The organism is Ruegeria sp. AG7 (assembly GCF_056541545.1).
The window spans coordinates 256,888-273,120 of sequence record NZ_JBQFYP010000001.1; the positions used below are offsets into that span (position 1 = coordinate 256,888).

Consider the following 16,233-nt stretch of genomic DNA (forward strand, 5'->3'; position numbering starts at 1 on the left):
AAATTCTCAAGACTTTGTGTAGCGACGAAGCCCAAAGTTTCACATTTTCGCGACATTTCAGCCCAAGAACGGGTTTGACTAGACAGGCGGAACCGCGCGACACTGGCGAAAAAATCACGGGGAGTTGAAACGACCGATGTCACCAAGCGGCCAAACGGTTGGAAAGCCTGCATGAGCGCGTTGTTGTGCGTCAGAGACCTCAGCATCGGCTTTGGTGCGGGAAGTTCCGTGGTCGCGGATGTGAACTTTGATGTCAAACCAGGGGAAACCTTGGCGCTGGTCGGTGAATCGGGATCGGGTAAAACCATCACGTGCCGGGCCGTCTTGCGGATTCTGCCGCGAACGGCTCAGATACGCAGCGGCACGATAACTCTGAATGATTCCAAGGGCACATGTAACCTGACAGCTGTCTCCGAGCGGGAAATGCGCGGCATTCGTGGCAATCGCGTTTCGATGATCTTTCAGGAACCAATGCGTTCACTGTCACCTCTGCACAAGATTGGGAATCAGGTCAGTGAAGTCCTGTGGCTGCATCGTGGGCTTTCCGAGTCTGAAGCGCGCAAAAAGGTCCTGACGCAGTTCGAGCGCGTGGGTTTTCCAGATCCACAGCGCGCCTATGACTCCTACCCGTTCGAGCTGTCGGGCGGAATGCGCCAACGCGCCATGATTGCGATGGCCATGGTATCCAAACCCGAGTTGCTGATCGCGGACGAGCCAACCACCGCGCTGGATGTGACCACTCAGGCTCAAGTTCTGGGGCTGATCAAGGAATTGCAGCGCGAGACTGGCATGGCGCTTATTCTGGTGACCCATGATCTGGGCGTGGTTGCCAACATGGCCGAACAGGTTGTGGTCATGCACAAGGGCCGCATCATGGAGGCTGGCCCGGCCGCACCAATCCTGACCTCCCCGGCGCATCCATATACCAAACAACTGTTTGATGCTGCGCCGGAAATTCCAGATCAGGCTGCTGTGGGCATACCGATGCCGGGCGACGATCTGATCCTTCAGATGAAGGGCGTCTCAAAGACCTACACGATGCGGTCCAGCAAAGGGTGGCAGGCCGACAAGGAAATCTATGCGTGCAAAGGGGTCGATCTGAATCTTGCACGTGGCAAGACGCTGGCCATTGTCGGTGAAAGCGGATCAGGTAAAACGACAGCCGCGCGGATCGCGTTGGGTGCGGAACTGCCCGATCCCGGCGGAGAAGTCCTGTTTCGCACCGCGCCGAATGCCGATCCCGTCACGGTGCACAACATGACCCGCGCCCAGCGCACGGCGTTTCAGCGCAATGCGCAGATGGTGTTTCAGGATCCCTACAGCTCGCTCAGCCCGCGGATGCGCATTCAGGACGCGATGACTGAGCCGCTGGAAATTCACCGCATCGGAACAACCGCCGAGCAGCGCGACAAGGCCGCCGAGATGTTGCAGCGCGTCGGCCTGACAGCCGACATGCTGAAACGCTATCCACACGCCTTTTCGGGGGGGCAGCGGCAACGTCTGTCGATAGCACGCGCCATGATGCTCGACCCGCAGCTCATCGTGTGTGACGAACCCACCTCGGCGCTGGATGTATCGGTACAGGGGCAGATTCTGACCCTGTTGGAAAATCTACAGGACAGCCTGAATCTGTCCTATCTGTTCATCTCGCACGATCTGGCCGTTGTTGCACGGATCGCCGACGAAGTTGCCGTGATGCGTCGAGGCCTGATCGTCGAGCAAGCACCACCCGAAACTCTTTTCTACAATCCGCGCCACCCCTACACCAAAGCGCTGATTGCCGCTCAACCCGAACCCGACATCAATCGCCCGATCGACCTGCAAGTGGTTTCCTTGGGCGCCGGCGCGCCGGACAGTTGGGATGAAGCCTTTCGTTTCTCGGACACCGTGATACCCTCATTGGTGGAATTGGAACCGGGCCATAAGGTACGTTGCCATGTTTAAGACCACTCGCCCCCTGATCCTGGCCGCTTCGCTGGCGTTCATCGGGATGCTGCCCGCCACGGCCGAGACGATCCCGACGCCGCAGGAAAGCGCGTTCTGGAACGCGGAAGTAGAAGCGGGCAATCTTCCTCCCGTTCAAGAGCGCCTGCCCAAGGACCCGCTGATTGTCGATCTGGCAGCAAAGGGGCGCGAGTTTGGCAAACAGGGCGGCACCCTGCGCACCATGATCACGCGCTCCAAAGATATCCGCCAGATGGTTGTCTATGGCTATGCCCGGCTGGTCGGTTTCGACCAGAACTACGAGATTATCCCCGATTTGCTGGCGTCGTTTGAAAACGAAGACGGCCGCAAGTTCACCCTGAAACTGCGCGAAGGGCACAAATGGTCCGACGGCTCTCCGTTTACGTCGGAAGATTTCCGCTATTGGTGGGAAGACGTTGCCAACAACAAATTGCTCAGCCCGTCAGGCCCGCCGGATTTTCTGATAGTCGAAGGCAAATCACCCACCGTTACCTTCCCGGATGAAACCACTGTGATTTTCGAATGGGAGGACCCTAACCCGGGTTTTCTACAATCGCTGGCTCAGGCAAGACCGCCCTTTATTTATCGTCCCGCAGCGTTCCTGAAACGATATCACGAGAAATATGCCGACCCCGAGGAACTTGCCTTTCTGGTCGATGATGCCCGCGTCAAAAGCTGGGCCGCGCTGCACAACAAGCTCGACAACCTGTACAAGTTCGACAATCACGAATTGCCCACGTTGCAACCGTGGCTGAACGCAAGTTCCGGCAAGAAAATCCGCCACAATTTCGTACGTAACCCCTATTACCACCGTATCGACAGCAAAGGGGTTCAGCTGCCCTATATCGATGTGGTCGAGATGGAGATCGTTGCCCCCGGTCTGGTTGCCGCCAAAACCAATGCAGGGGAAAGCGACCTGCAAGGTCGGGGCTTGGATTTCCGCGACGCTTCCATCCTGAAAAAAGGCGAGGCGCAAGGCGGCTACAAGACATTACTGTGGAAAACCGGCGTTGCATCGCAAATCGCGATCTATCCGAACCTCAATTACGAGGATGACGCCTGGCGCGAAGTGTTGCGTGACGTCCGTGTGCGGCGCGCCCTGTCCCTTGCCATCGACCGCGAGACAATCAACCAGGCTTTGTATTTCAAGCTTGCGCACCCCGGTGCAATGTCGGTTCTGCCTGCCTCGCCCTTTTACGATGAAAAGAATGCCACCGCCTGGGCCAGTTACGATGTCGGCCAGGCCAATGCGTTGCTGGATGAGGTCGGCCTGACCGAGCGCGACAAGAACGGTGTCCGTCTGTTACCGGATGGCCGTCCTATGGAACTGGTGATCGAAACTGCTGGTGAGCGGCAAGAGGTTGAAAACGCCTTGCAAATCGTCACCGACACCTGGCGTGAGATCGGGGTCAAGCTGGTCATGCGCCCATTGGATCGCGATATCCTGCGCAACCGGGTGTTTGCCGGCAACTCGATGGCATCGGTCTGGTATGGATGGGATGACGGCATCCCGCAGGCACACACGTCTCCAACCTATCTGGCGCCCACCGATCAGGTATTCCTGGCCTGGCCAAAATGGGGCCAGTTCTACCAGACAGGTGGTGAAGCCGGGGAAGCCCCCGACATGCCCGAGGCAGAACGTCTGATGCAACTGGCCCATAACTGGGAGGTCGCCACAACGGACGACGAACGCAAGGAAATCTGGACGGAAATGCTTAAAATCCACGCCGATCAGCTTTATGCCATTGGTATCCTGAACGGAGCACCCCAACCCATTGTCGTGTCGAACCGTCTGCGCAATGTGCCGGAACAGGCCATGTGGGCATGGGAGCCCGGTGCGCATTTCGGCGTTCACCGCCCGGACGAGTTCTTTTTCGCCGACTAAGCAGGAGCAGCTAAATGGTCATGCTGCGCTATGCGGTGTATCGCTTTTTCACGATGCTGCTGACATTGTTGGTGGTCTCGGTCCTGATCTTCATAATCATCAACCTGCCGCCCGGTGATTACCTGAGCAACCAGATTGCCGAGCTTCAGGCCTCGGGCCAGTCAGCGGGTGTCGCCAAGGCCGAGTTTCTGCGCGCCGAGTACGCTCTGGATCGCCCTATGTGGGAACAGTACCTGATCTGGATAGGCTTCTGGCCGGGACCACACGGATTTTCAGGTCTGATCCAAGGCAATTACGGCTGGTCCTTTGAGTTCGACCGGCCTGTATCGGAAATCGTAGGCGACACGCTTTGGTTGACGGTCGTCGTCAACCTTGCCGCGATCCTGTTTGTATATGCCGTTGCCCTTCCCCTGGGTGTTATTGCTGCGGCGCGATCACGGACGTGGATTGATTATACCTCGGCCTTTGTGGGTTATCTGGGGCTGGCGACCCCAAACTTCCTGCTGGCCCTGATCTTGTTCTACTACGGGCATCGGTATTTCAACCTACCTATCGGCGGCCTGATGGACCCGCAATTCGAAGGTCAGCCGCTGAGTTGGGACAAGATGAAATCCATTCTCATCCACTTGATCGTTCCGACTTTTGTCATCGGAACCTCGGGCGCATCGGCGATGATGCAGCGCCTGCGGGCAAATATGCTCGACGAACTGGGGAAGCCCTATGTGGAAACGGCCATTGCCAAGGGCATGGCCCCGTCGCGGATGCTAACAAAATATCCGTTGCGCGTGGCATTCAACCCGTTCGTTGCGGACATCGGTAACCTTCTGCCATCAATGGTGTCAGGATCGGTTCTGGTTTCAGTCGTTCTGGGCTTGCAAACCATCGGGCCGACTTTGCTGACAGCACTGAAAACGCAGGATCAATTCCTGTCCGCATTCATCCTGATGTTTGTCGCGCTGCTGACGCTTATCGGCACGATGATCTCGGATATTCTGCTGGTCATGCTGGATCCCCGCATACGGTATGAGGGGCGCGAAGCATGACCGAACGTCCTGACAATCGCTACGTCGATGACGCGCCTTTTGATCCGCAGGCATCGATACAGCAACTGGAACGCGCCGATCTGGATGCCCCAAACTGGGTGTTGGTCTGGCGCAAGTTCCGCACACATAAGCTGGGCCTGATCTCGGGTATCTTCCTGCTGCTGTGCTACCTAATGCTGCCGTTTGCCGGTTTCATCGCGCCGTATGGCCCTAATGACCGGAACGGAGAGCATCTGTACGCGCCACCACAATCCGTGAACTGGTTTTACGACGGCGCTTTTATCGGCCCCCATGTTTTTCCAATCGTCGCCGAGGCGGATCTGGAAACCTTCCAGTGGAAGTTCGTCCCTGACACTGATGACCCGCGCCCGATCCGGTTCTTCTGTGAAGGATCCGAATATCGACTTGCAGGTCTTATCAAGACAGATACGCATCTTTTCTGCGCGCCGGATGGTGCCACTTTGTTCCTGTGGGGTTCCGACAGGTTGGGGCGCGATATCTTCAGCCGCATCCTTTATGGCGCGCAGTTGTCGCTGACCGTGGGTCTGATCGGTATTTCGGTGTCGTTCTTTCTGGGTATCCTGTTCGGTTCGATGGCGGGTTATTTCGGTGGGCGCATCGACTGGGTCATCAACCGGGTCATCGAAATCCTGCGCTCGCTGCCGGAATTGCCGCTGTGGCTGGCACTGTCTGCCGCCGTGCCTTCGAATTGGAGCCCGGTTGCCGTATTCTTCATCATTTCGATCATCCTCGGCATCCTCGACTGGCCCGGGCTGGCGCGTTCGGTCCGTGCCAAGTTCCTGTCACTACGCGAGGAAGAATACGTACGCGCCGCAGAAATGATGGGCGCAAGCTCGGGCCGGGTGATCCGTAAGCACTTGTTGCCGAATTTCATGTCTCATTTGATTGCATCAGCCACCCTGTCGATCCCGGCAATGATCCTTGGGGAAACCGCGCTGAGCTTTCTTGGCCTGGGCCTTCGTGCACCAGCGGTCAGTTGGGGTGTGATGCTGAATGACGCGCAGAACCTCGCATCGATCGAGATCTACCCCTGGACGGCAATCCCGATGCTGCCGATTATCGTGATCGTACTGGCCTTTAACTTTCTAGGTGACGGATTGCGCGACAGTCTGGACCCGTATCAGCAATGAGCCTTCTTGCCACCCTTCCCGCCGCCGAACGATATCGCAGGATCGGCACTGGCGCTCTGCCAAGTGCTTTTGCCGTTTCCGAACTGGCGACGGCCAGCTTTGCAGCCGTTGGGCAGGAAATGGCCCGGCTTTTGCAGGCGCTGAACCTGACCCAGAAAGCACCCGAGGTCGCCGTCGACCATCGGCTGGCATCCTTGTGGTTCGGCTATTCCTTTAAGCCTGATGGCTGGGAAATGCCGAACCTTTGGGATTCGGTCGCGGGGGATTACAGGGCTTCTGATGGGTGGATCAGGTTGCACACCAACCTGCCACGCCATCGCGCGGCAGCGATGAAGGTTCTTGGAACGCTGCCAGAGCGTGAAGCTGTGGCAAAAGCCGTCAGAACCCGGGCCATATCCGATTTGGAAACCGATATTGTGGCCGAAGGCGGTGTGGCCGCTGCCATGCGCAGCCGGACCGAATGGCTTGAACATCCGCAGGGCCGCGCTGTATCGCGCGACCCGTTGATTGGTTGGCAGGGCCCCCGGTACGTCAAGCTGCGCGAGAGGCCGCAGGCAACCTCTGCAAGACCTCTTGCCGGGTTGCGCGTTCTTGACCTGACACGCGTTCTGGCGGGTCCGGTATCGACACGCACATTGGCCGGTTTCGGGGCCGAGGTTTTGCGGATCGATCCGCCCGCTTGGGACGAGCCCGGTGTGATACCTGACATTTCACTTGGAAAACACTGCGCTTATCTCGATCTGAAATCGACCGTTGGAATGGAACGGCTGCAAGAGCTTTTGTCCCAGGCCGATGTATTCGTGCACGGGTACCGGCCCGGCGCTTTGGACGCGCTGGGCCTGACCCGTGCTAAGCGCGATGAACTGGCACCGAACAGGGTCGAGGTGACGCTGAATGCCTATGGCTGGCAAGGCCCGTGGTCGAACCGGCGCGGCTTTGACAGCCTTGTGCAGATGAGCGCGGGAATTGCGCATACGGGCATGGGTTGGGCTGACGCAGACAAACCAACGCCATTGCCGGTTCAGGCTTTGGACCACGCAACCGGCTACCTAATGGCCGCCGCCGTCCTTTCCGCATTGGCCGAGGCCGCGTCGGGCAATTCCATCATGCATGCGTATGTGTCCCTTGCCCGCACCGCCGAGCTTTTGGCGATTCTCGGCAAAGACGACGTCGAGGCTGAGCCCATTCGCCCGATGCCCACGGATTACTCCCCTGCAACAGAAGCCTCGGGCTGGGGACCGGGGCACCGCCTCAAACCAGCGCTAAGCCTCGGTGAAACTGTGCTGCAATGGGATTTACCGGCGTCGAAACTGGGCACATCTGACCCGGTCTGGCCCTTCGTTTCCAACTGACCTCACGCTTTCGTGGCACCTCATCCGAGACTCAACACAAAGCGGCGGCGGGACTCTCTACCGGTCGTCGCCATCCGGCCCGATATCGTCCAGATAGTCCTCGTCAATTGCGGCCTGAACAGCCCCTGTCACGGCCTCACGCTGTTTTGGTGTCAGGTCTTCCGCCTCTTTGCCATCTGCCAATCTTACAGTGACCTCGCGATGCGCAAACTTGATCCCCTCTCGCGCGAACAACTCGCGAATGTCCTGATAGACCTTTTTGCGAACCAGCCACTGGTCGCCGGGTTTCGTCATGAACTTGACCCGGATGATCATCGCTGAATCCTGCATCTCGATCACGCCCTGTGACTTCAGCGGTTGGATGAAATTGTCTCCGATTACGGGATCGGCCAACAGTTCCTGACCCAATTTCTTGATCAACTTGCGAACCTTCTCGACATCGGTGTCATAGGTCACGCGCAGCGGCAGCTTCATGATCACCCAATCGCGCGAATAGTTGGTCAGCACTTTGATCTCGCCAAAGGGAATGGTGTTCAGCGCACCCAGATGGTGACGCAGTTGCATGGACCTGACCGAGATTTTCTCGACCGTCCCTTTCACATCCCCAATGTCGATATATTCCCCTTTCCGGAACGCATCATCCAGCAGGAAGAATGCGCCGGAAAAAATGTCGCGCACCAGCGTTTGCGACCCGAAACCCACGGCCAGACCAACCACACCGGCACCCGCAAACAACGGGCTGACATTGATACCCAGTTCCATCAGGACAATTAGTACGATCGTGACCACGACAACAGCCAGAATTGCGCCCCGGAAAAGTGGCAACAACGTTGCCAGACGGCTTTGCCCGCCTTCCCCGCCTTCGTCGCCCAGTTCAACCTCGGTGCCATCGTCGGATTCTTCAGCGATCTTGCTGTCGATCCAGATCCGAAAGAAATGAAACAGGATGTACCCGATAAACAGGACGACCATCACATCCAGCGCACGTTCTACCGGCAGATCCTCGCTCCAGTCCGCGTTCGGGTACCATATCACGACAAGCGCATAAGCCCCGAGCACGAAAGCCAGAATTCCGGCTACCCGGCGGGCCAGGTCTTCATAAGTCAGAAGATGCTGCTTCGGCTGTTCAGCCTCGGGTATATCCGCCGCCATGACGCCTTCATCCGCTGCCTCGGCTTCCCCGTTTATTTCGCTAATCATGCGCGAGCGGTCAAAATACCGCTCCAGCAGGTAGTTCATTGCACCATAGGCCACGACCACGGACATGAAGATCAGATAGCTGCTTGCAATCAACGGCAGCGGTGTCGGATGCTCCAGCGCCAGATCAACAGCCAGACGGAACCAGCTGAACACGACATAGATGATCAATGCCGGCGCCCAGCCAAATGACACAAACCGCAGCAGCCAAGACACCTGTTCGGATGCCCGCCCACCCCGGATCGCGTTCGAGATGGCACGGGCGTTGAATAGGATCATCAGAATATTACCCAGCGCGCCCAGCATCGTCAGACCGCCATACACCATGGCGTAGACATTGTAGTTCAGCCCAAAATCAGCGACCCAGGTGGAAAACAGGACGACCGAAATATCATAGGTCGCCAGCACGGACGCCCAGATGTACAGCCTGCGCGCATTCTTGTCCGAAAAGGGCGGTAATCGATATTGGCTCAGATAAGGCGACAGGACCATGCGCCACAGGTCCGACACCGTGCGCGACAGGAAAAAAGCCGTAAAGATGGCGGTGATCGTGAACTGGACCGAGATATCCTCGGCCTCGCCAAAGATCAGATACCCGACGATCAAAGCCATGATCATTGCAAAGACCGTAGCACCGATCCCCATCAGGAACCGGAACAGCAGGAACGGCATCTTTTCCCGATAACCCTGTGGTTCGTCCTTGATCCGCGCCACCACCCAGCGGCGCGCGAACCGTTTCCCGTAAATCTCGATCGACAGCCACCGCCCAAGTAACAGGAACAGGATATTCCAGCCCAACACCTCGACATAGGTCTGGATACGGCCATCTGGGCTGGTCTGGCGCAGGATGTACTGTACTTCAAAAATAGAATAGGGCAGCGCCTCGAGACGGGAATTCATCGACTCGCGGAATTTCGAGAACCGCTCTTGCGCCTTCATCAACTGCGAACCGTCACCCATCGGGTTGCTCGAATCGCTGTCCGCGCCCCCCGAACCTGCATCCTTTCCACCTGCCGTTGTCACAACCTGACCGGCACTGTCGATGACAATGACACTCGCGCCTGCATCGCTGGCAGCACGGATTGCAGCGGCCAAATCACTTTCCTTGTCGGTCCCGGACGAACTGCCCGACCCGGAAGAATATCCGGGAATCAAGGACGTCTGCGCCAATGCACCAGTGGGAACGCTCAGGAAAATGGCCCACAACGCCAAAAAAAATACGGCCGGAAAGTTATTTCGCATTGGGTCTTGCATCCAGTTTTTGCCGATATTGGCCAGATTACAGAAGCGTTTCAGGCAGTTCAAACACTCGCATCACTCCGTCTCAATATCGTGTTTGGACGTGTTCTTGGCGCACTCTGATGCTCGCAGGTGTTTTCAATCTTGCCATAATTGAATATGACCGGGCAAAAGTTTCAGGTCCGACCCGATTGCCTTCATCGGGATCCTTATGCGATCTTCTCTAGCTGTGGTGCGATATGCCGCGAAGTTGTCAAAACGCTGTTGCCAAATCGCAATGCTTGAAACATTTGCAAATGCGCAAATCCGCCTTTGGCAAGCGTGGCATTGAAATATACGGTAACGCTAGCGAACGCGCGGATTTCGCTCTGGGATCAAGAAGACGGGCAACACTATGAGCCTTGGCACAACCAATTCTAAACCGGACCGCGCGCCGCGTATCCTGTTTTACAGCCATGACACTTTCGGTCTGGGGCATTTGCGCCGGTCCCGCGCCTTGGCTGCGGCAATCACGCAGGCGGACCCAAGCGCCTCGGCGCTGATCCTGACGGGTTCACCCGTGGCAGGCCGTTTCACTTTTCCGCGCCGGGTTGACCATGTGCGCCTGCCCGGTGTGACCAAGCGTGCGGACGGCTCGTATGCTGCGCGCACAATCGGAATGGGGATCGACGAAGTAACCGAATTGCGTGCGGGATTGATCCAGACCGCGGTTCAGCAGTTCGACCCAGACGTGTTGGTGGTCGACAAGGAACCGACAGGGTTCCGGGGTGAGCTGTTGCCAACACTGAAATATCTCGAACGCCATTGCGGTACGAAACTGGTTCTGGGCCTGCGTGATGTGCTGGACGAACCCGAAGTGCTGGCCGCCGAATGGGCACGCAAAGAAGCCATCGAAGCGACCGAGCGGTTCTATCATGAGATCTGGGTTTACGGATCACAGTCGATCTACGATCCGACGCAAGGATTGCGGCTGAGCGCGTCAGCGCGATCGCGTATTCACTGGACGGGATATCTGCGCCGCGATCTCGGCCCGGTCGGGGAACCGCCTCAGCAACCTTATATCCTGATCACACCCGGCGGCGGTGGCGATGGTAAGGCGCTGGTCAACCTTGTGCTGTCCGCCTACGAGAAAGACCCAGACCTGTCGCCGCGTGCCGTGTTGGTCTATGGCCCATTCCTGTCGGGTGAATTGCGCAACGATTTCGAAGCACGGGTTGCCGCATTGAATGGTCGCGTAACTGCGGTTGGATTTGAATCGCAGATCGAAACGCTGTTTGCAGGGGCCGAAGGCGTGGTCTGCATGGGTGGATACAACACGTTTTGCGAGGTTTTGTCCTTCGACAAACGGGCCGTCATTGTTCCACGCACCACACCTCGTCTGGAACAGTGGATAAGGGCCTCACGCGCGGAAGAGCTGGGGCTGGTCAAGATGCTGGACGAACGACGCGACAGCCTGACACCCGACGCAATGATCCGTGCCATCCGCAATCTGCCGCACCAATCTGTGCCGTCGCATGCCATCCAAAGTGGATTGCTGGACGGTTTGGACTATGTCACCGACCGCATTGACAGCCTGCTGACACGGGAACAGAAACGAGCCACTGGATGAACTCGGCCTCTCCCAATCTGGCGGTTGTGGTCAAAGGCTGGCCGCGACTGTCCGAAACATTTATCGCTCAGGAACTTGTTGCCTTGCAGGAAGCCGGGCACCGATTTGACATCTGGTCTCTGCGCCGTCCGACCGACACCAAACGTCACCCTTTGCACGATCGATTCTTGGGGCAGGTTCGCTATCTGCCGGAATACCTGCATGAGGAGCCACAGCGGGTGTGGGCGGCCCGCACTGCCGCCCAAGACCTGCCCGGCTATGCCGAGGCCTACAAGATCTGGCGGCACGACCTGCGCCGCGATCCCACGCCGAACCGCATCCGCCGGTTTGGGCAAGCATGTGTTCTGGCCGCCGAGTTACCCGCCCAGACGCAGGGGCTCTATGCCCATTTCATGCACACCCCCTCGTCCGTCGCCCGATATGCGGCCATCATGCGCGGTCTGCCATGGAGCTTTTCCGCCCATGCCAAGGATATCTGGACCTCACCGGACTGGGAAAAGAGTGAAAAGCTGCAGGCTGCAACATATGGGGCCGCTTTCGGAGCCACCTGCACGGCAATCGGCGCGGAACACCTGCGCAGCCTCGCTGATGACCCCAACCGCGTGGACCTTATCTATCATGGCCTGGACCTGTCGCGCTTCCCCGAACCGCCAAAGCGCAGGATACGCGCCGCTGGCGATCCGTTTCACATGATTTCCGTTGGGCGGCTGGTTGAAAAGAAGGGCTTTGACCGCCTTATTGCGGCCTTCACGCTGCTGCCGGAAAACCTGGACTGGCATTGGACCCACATTGGCGGCGGGGGTCTTGGGGACTCACTACACAAACAGGTGCGCGCTGCTGGTATCGTGGACCGCATCATCTGGAGGGGGGCCTGCGATCAGCCCGAGGTGATCGAAGCCATGCGCAAGGCCGACCTGTTTGTTTTGCCCAGCCGTGTTGCTGCGGACGGGGACCGGGATGGATTGCCGAACGTGTTGATGGAGGCCGCATCGCAGCAGTTGCCAATTCTGTCGACACCGGTTTCGGCCATCCCGGAATTCATCCAATCCGGAACGCATGGCGTGCTGTCTGATGACGACCCGGCTGCATTGGCTTCGGCCATTTCAGTTTTGGCCGCTGATCCGGAAACGGCAGCAACTATGGCGCGTGCAGCCTATGACCGCCTGATTGCAGATTTTCGAATGGAACCCGGTATTGTACGGCTGTCGGCACGGTTGAAAACCCTGAGCATGGAAGACGCGTAATGGCGCGGGTCGCGTTTTATGCGCCAATGAAATCCCCCGGCAGCCAGATACCCTCGGGCGACCGCGAAATGGCGCGAAACCTTATGCTCGGCTTGGCGGCGCAAGGGGATAAGATCGAACTGGCCTCGGACCTGCGCATCTACGACAAGATCGGAGACCGGGACCTACAGCGAACCCTTGTTCGCGCGGCTGAGATTGAAGCGCAGCGGCTGAGCGCCGAATTGCCCTTTGATACAGATCTTTGGGTGACTTATCACAATTACTACAAAGCACCCGACCTGCTGGGCCCCAAGGTCTGCCAGGCGCGCGGCATCCCGTATGTGCAACTGGAAAGCACGCGCGCATCAAGCAGGCTGAACGGGGCGTGGGCCGATTTCGCCCAAGCGGCGCATCAGGCGTGTGATGCAGCGGATATCATATTCTACCACACAGCCAATGACCTGATTACGTTGGAACGGGACCGTTTTGGCAAGCAGGCACTGGTTGAATTGCCGCCATTTCTGCCTGAAACCGGGTTGCCTGTGGCTACGACCGGGGACGGCCCCATGCTGACTGTCGGAATGATGCGGCATGGGGACAAGCTGGCGTCCTACCGGATTTTGGCCGAGGCCCTTTCGCACCTGACATGTGACTGGAACCTGAACATCGCAGGGGATGGTCCGGCGCGGCCTGAAGTCGAAACCCTGATGGCGCCGTTCGGAAGCCGGGTGCACTTTCTGGGCCAGCTCGACCGGGTGGCCTTGCAGAAAATCTACCGACAGGCGTCCCTGCTTGTCTGGCCCGGTGTGAACGAAGCCTATGGTATGGTCTATCTTGAGGCGCAGGCGACAGGCCTGCCCGTGGTCGCACAGGATCGTCCCGGCGTTCGGGACGTGCTGGCACCTGCGGTTTACCCACCGGTTGAAGCTGGGGCCAGAGGGCTTGCCGATCACATGCAAAACCTGCTCGAGGATACCGCGCAGCGCCACGCGCTTGGGGAGAATGCGCGCAGCTATGTGGCCCGGCGTCATCTTATACCTCAGGCGACCGCGCGGTTGTGGGCGCATCTACGGCCCTTGTTGAAGGATGTATCATGACCCGTCTTGCACTACTTCGCCACGGGCATACCCACTGGAACCGCGCGGGGCGCATTCAGGGGCGCAGCGATATTCCGCTGGATGACGACGCGCGGTCTGAGCTGGCCGGGTATCGCTTGCCTGATCCATGGGCCGTCGCTGATATCTGGTCCAGCCCGTTGCTGCGCGCCAGTGAAACGGCACGCATCGTGTCTGGGCGCGCCCCGAAAACCTCGGACGCGCTGATAGAAATGAATTGGGGCGACTGGGAAGGACTTCGAGGCGTCGACCTGATCGCCGATGAAACCAGCGGGTATCGCCATATCGAAGACTGGAGTTGGGATTTTCGCCCGCCTGACGGTGAAAGCCCTGCCGAGGTCTGGACCAGGCTGCACCCCTGGGTGTCCGGGCTGCGGCAGGATACAGTCGCGGTCTGCCATATTGGCATCATGCGGGTCATTCTCGCCCAGGCGTGGCGCTGGGATTTTGATGGTCCCGCCCCCTTCAAGATCAAGCGCAATCGGCTGTATATCGTCGATATGAATACGATGACCGCAGATCCGGACCCTGTTCGCCTGATCAAACATGGGCCGCTGCCATGAAGATGATGATCGTTGTCACGCACCTGTTGGGAACAGGGCATCTGAGCCGGGCTCTGACATTGGGCCGGGCCTTCCGGGATGACGGTCACGAGGTCATGGTCGTCTCGGGCGGGATGCCTGCGCCTCAACTAGACAGCAGCGGGCTAACCCTGTTCGGTTTGCCACCGCTCAGATCGGATGGAGCCAATTTCACGCGGCTTCTGACTGAAAGCGGTGCCGAGGCCGATGCTGATTATCATCGCGCGCGCGTGACAGCCATGGTGCAGGCGGTAAACAGCTTTCAGCCGCAAATCCTGATAACCGAGCTTTTCCCCTTTGGCCGCCGGTCGCTGGCAGCGGAATTCGACGCGAGCCTGAATGCGGCACGGGCCCTGCCTCAGCCTCCGGTCATCCTGGGATCGATCCGCGATATTCTGGCCCCGCCATCCAAACCTGCCAAGGCCCAGCGTACCGAAGATATCGTCACCCGCTTTTATGACGGCATTCTTGTTCACTCGACCGAAAGTGTCACGCCGCTTTCGGTCAGTTGGCCGGTGTCGGACCGATTGGCGGAACGGCTGCATTATACCGGCTTTGTGGCGCCGGAACTGCCTCTACCGCATCCGCAGTCCGTTGGGCAGGGCGAAATCCTTGTCAGCGCCGGCGGCGGTTCTGTGGGGCAACCGATCTTTCGCGCGGCCATCGAGGCCGCCCGCCAGATGCCCAACAGGCGCTGGCGCCTGTTGATCGGCGGGACGGATGCCAAGGCAAGGATCGCAGAGCTGTCCCAACTGGCTGAAGGAACCTCGGCAATTCTGGAACCTGTGCGCCCCGATTTTCGCCAGATGCTGCCCCATGCGGCGGCATCGGTCAGCATGTGCGGCTACAACACCGCCATGGATATTCTGCAAAGCGGAACACCCGCTGTTTTTGTCCCATTCGATGATGGCAAAGAGGTTGAACAGGGGCTGCGTGGGCAAAGCCTATCGAGTTTGCCAGCCATCGAGGTGCTTCTCAGCCGAACCCTGAGCGGGCAGGCGTTGGCGCAGGCCGTAGAGCGCGTCATTTCAGATGGACCCCGCGCGCAGCAGGACTTCGGGTTTGATGGCGCGGCCCAAACCGTGGAGATCGCCAAGCACCTGCTGGAACGGCGCAAATGAACCCGGACTGGCACCCACTTGAGGTCGAGCTGACCCATTGGCATGCAGCGGGCCTTTCCTTGCCGTTGTGGTGGCGAGACGATGACGCGATCGACCCGACACCACAGTTGGACCGGCTGTCCGATCTGGCCACGCAGTTAGGCCTGCCGGTGCATCTGGCTGTCATTCCGCACGGGGCAACCGCTGCGCTGGCCGACTATGTTGCGCACGGCGAAACTCTCATCCCTGTGGTCCACGGTTGGTCCCACACGAACCATGCGCCCGCCGGTGAGAAGAAAGCCGAGTTTCGTCTCAACCGTCCGTTGGACCAGGTTGTCGCGGATGCCGCGGCAGGATTGTCACGCCTTGGCGCCTTGTTCGGCAACACCCTGCGGCCGATGTTTATCCCTCCGTGGAACCGCATTGCACCAGAAGTCATCGAACATCTTCCATCGCTGGGGTATCGCGTTCTTTCAACGGCAACGCCCCGCAGAACAAAAATGGCGGCAGCGGGGCTTGAGCAGGTCAACACACATCTTGACCCGATTGACTGGCGGGGTTCATGCGGTCTGATCTCTCCGGACCGCCTGATCGCACAGACAGTTAACCTCCTGCGGGACAGGCGCGAAGGCCGCGCAGACAACGCCGAGCCTTTTGGAGTATTGACCCATCACCTGGTCCATGATCAGGACATCTGGGCCTTTACCGAGGCGTTGCTGAAACATCTGCTGGACGGTCCTGCCACACCCTGGGTCGCACCAAAGAACGAGTGA

12 protein-coding genes are annotated in these 16,233 nt (G+C 58.6%); 11 read left to right on the forward strand and 1 reads right to left on the reverse strand.

The annotated features are described in order from the left end of the window. Positions 1-171: 171 nt before the first annotated feature. The 5 genes from ACR0BF_RS01300 to ACR0BF_RS01320 are packed head-to-tail and all read left to right on the forward strand — an operon-like array spanning position 172 to position 7,396. Positions 172-1,944 carry an ABC transporter ATP-binding protein gene (locus ACR0BF_RS01300; RefSeq protein ID WP_480605105.1) on the forward strand — a complete coding sequence of 591 codons (1,773 nt, stop codon included), beginning with the start codon at positions 172-174 and terminating at the stop codon, positions 1,942-1,944. Continuing rightward, entirely contained in the window at positions 1,937-3,850 is a 1,914-nt protein-coding gene (locus ACR0BF_RS01305) for an ABC transporter substrate-binding protein (RefSeq protein ID WP_480624117.1), read from the forward strand. Before ACR0BF_RS01300 ends, ACR0BF_RS01305 begins: the two co-directional genes overlap by 8 nt. A 14-nt stretch (positions 3,851-3,864) precedes the next feature. Beyond that, entirely contained in the window at positions 3,865-4,893 is a 1,029-nt protein-coding gene (locus ACR0BF_RS01310; protein ID WP_480473819.1) for an ABC transporter permease, read from the forward strand. Then, entirely contained in the window at positions 4,890-6,044 is a 1,155-nt protein-coding gene (locus tag ACR0BF_RS01315; protein WP_480518687.1) for an ABC transporter permease, read from the forward strand. The genes ACR0BF_RS01310 and ACR0BF_RS01315 overlap by 4 nt, the downstream gene beginning before the upstream one ends. Next, the gene (locus ACR0BF_RS01320; RefSeq protein WP_480624118.1) at positions 6,041-7,396 is read left to right on the forward strand and encodes a CoA transferase; all 1,356 of its coding nucleotides are present in this window, start codon (positions 6,041-6,043) and stop codon (positions 7,394-7,396) included. Before ACR0BF_RS01315 ends, ACR0BF_RS01320 begins: the two co-directional genes overlap by 4 nt. Before the next feature lie 57 nt (positions 7,397-7,453). On the opposite strand, the gene ACR0BF_RS01325 is transcribed toward ACR0BF_RS01320, so the two are convergent. Then, positions 7,454-9,835: a mechanosensitive ion channel domain-containing protein gene (locus ACR0BF_RS01325; protein WP_480473822.1), complete on the reverse strand. Its 2,382-nt coding sequence runs from the start codon at positions 9,833-9,835 to the stop codon at positions 7,454-7,456. A 391-nt stretch (positions 9,836-10,226) separates the two neighbouring features. Here ACR0BF_RS01325 and ACR0BF_RS01330 point away from each other — a divergent pair, with 391 nt between their 5' ends. From ACR0BF_RS01330 to ACR0BF_RS01355, 6 genes are read left to right on the forward strand one after another with little or no spacing between them, the layout of a single operon-like run. Then, positions 10,227-11,441: a glycosyltransferase family protein gene (locus ACR0BF_RS01330; protein WP_480473823.1), complete on the forward strand. Its 1,215-nt coding sequence runs from the start codon at positions 10,227-10,229 to the stop codon at positions 11,439-11,441. Next, positions 11,438-12,685: a glycosyltransferase family 4 protein gene (locus ACR0BF_RS01335; RefSeq protein WP_480624119.1), complete on the forward strand. Its 1,248-nt coding sequence runs from the start codon at positions 11,438-11,440 to the stop codon at positions 12,683-12,685. The genes ACR0BF_RS01330 and ACR0BF_RS01335 overlap by 4 nt, the downstream gene beginning before the upstream one ends. Further along, complete coding sequence (locus ACR0BF_RS01340) at positions 12,685-13,761, forward strand: glycosyltransferase family 4 protein (RefSeq protein ID WP_480605116.1); 1,077 nt, start codon at positions 12,685-12,687, stop codon at positions 13,759-13,761. Before ACR0BF_RS01335 ends, ACR0BF_RS01340 begins: the two co-directional genes overlap by 1 nt. Beyond that, a complete protein-coding gene (locus ACR0BF_RS01345) occupies positions 13,758-14,342 on the forward strand; it encodes a histidine phosphatase family protein (protein ID WP_480605118.1) in 585 nt (194 codons plus the stop codon). Before ACR0BF_RS01340 ends, ACR0BF_RS01345 begins: the two co-directional genes overlap by 4 nt. Then, positions 14,339-15,481, forward strand: coding sequence for a glycosyltransferase family protein (locus ACR0BF_RS01350; protein WP_480624120.1), 1,143 nt, complete (start codon positions 14,339-14,341; stop codon positions 15,479-15,481). The genes ACR0BF_RS01345 and ACR0BF_RS01350 overlap by 4 nt, the downstream gene beginning before the upstream one ends. Further along, positions 15,478-16,233: a polysaccharide deacetylase family protein gene (locus tag ACR0BF_RS01355; protein ID WP_480554560.1), complete on the forward strand. Its 756-nt coding sequence runs from the start codon at positions 15,478-15,480 to the stop codon at positions 16,231-16,233. The genes ACR0BF_RS01350 and ACR0BF_RS01355 overlap by 4 nt, the downstream gene beginning before the upstream one ends.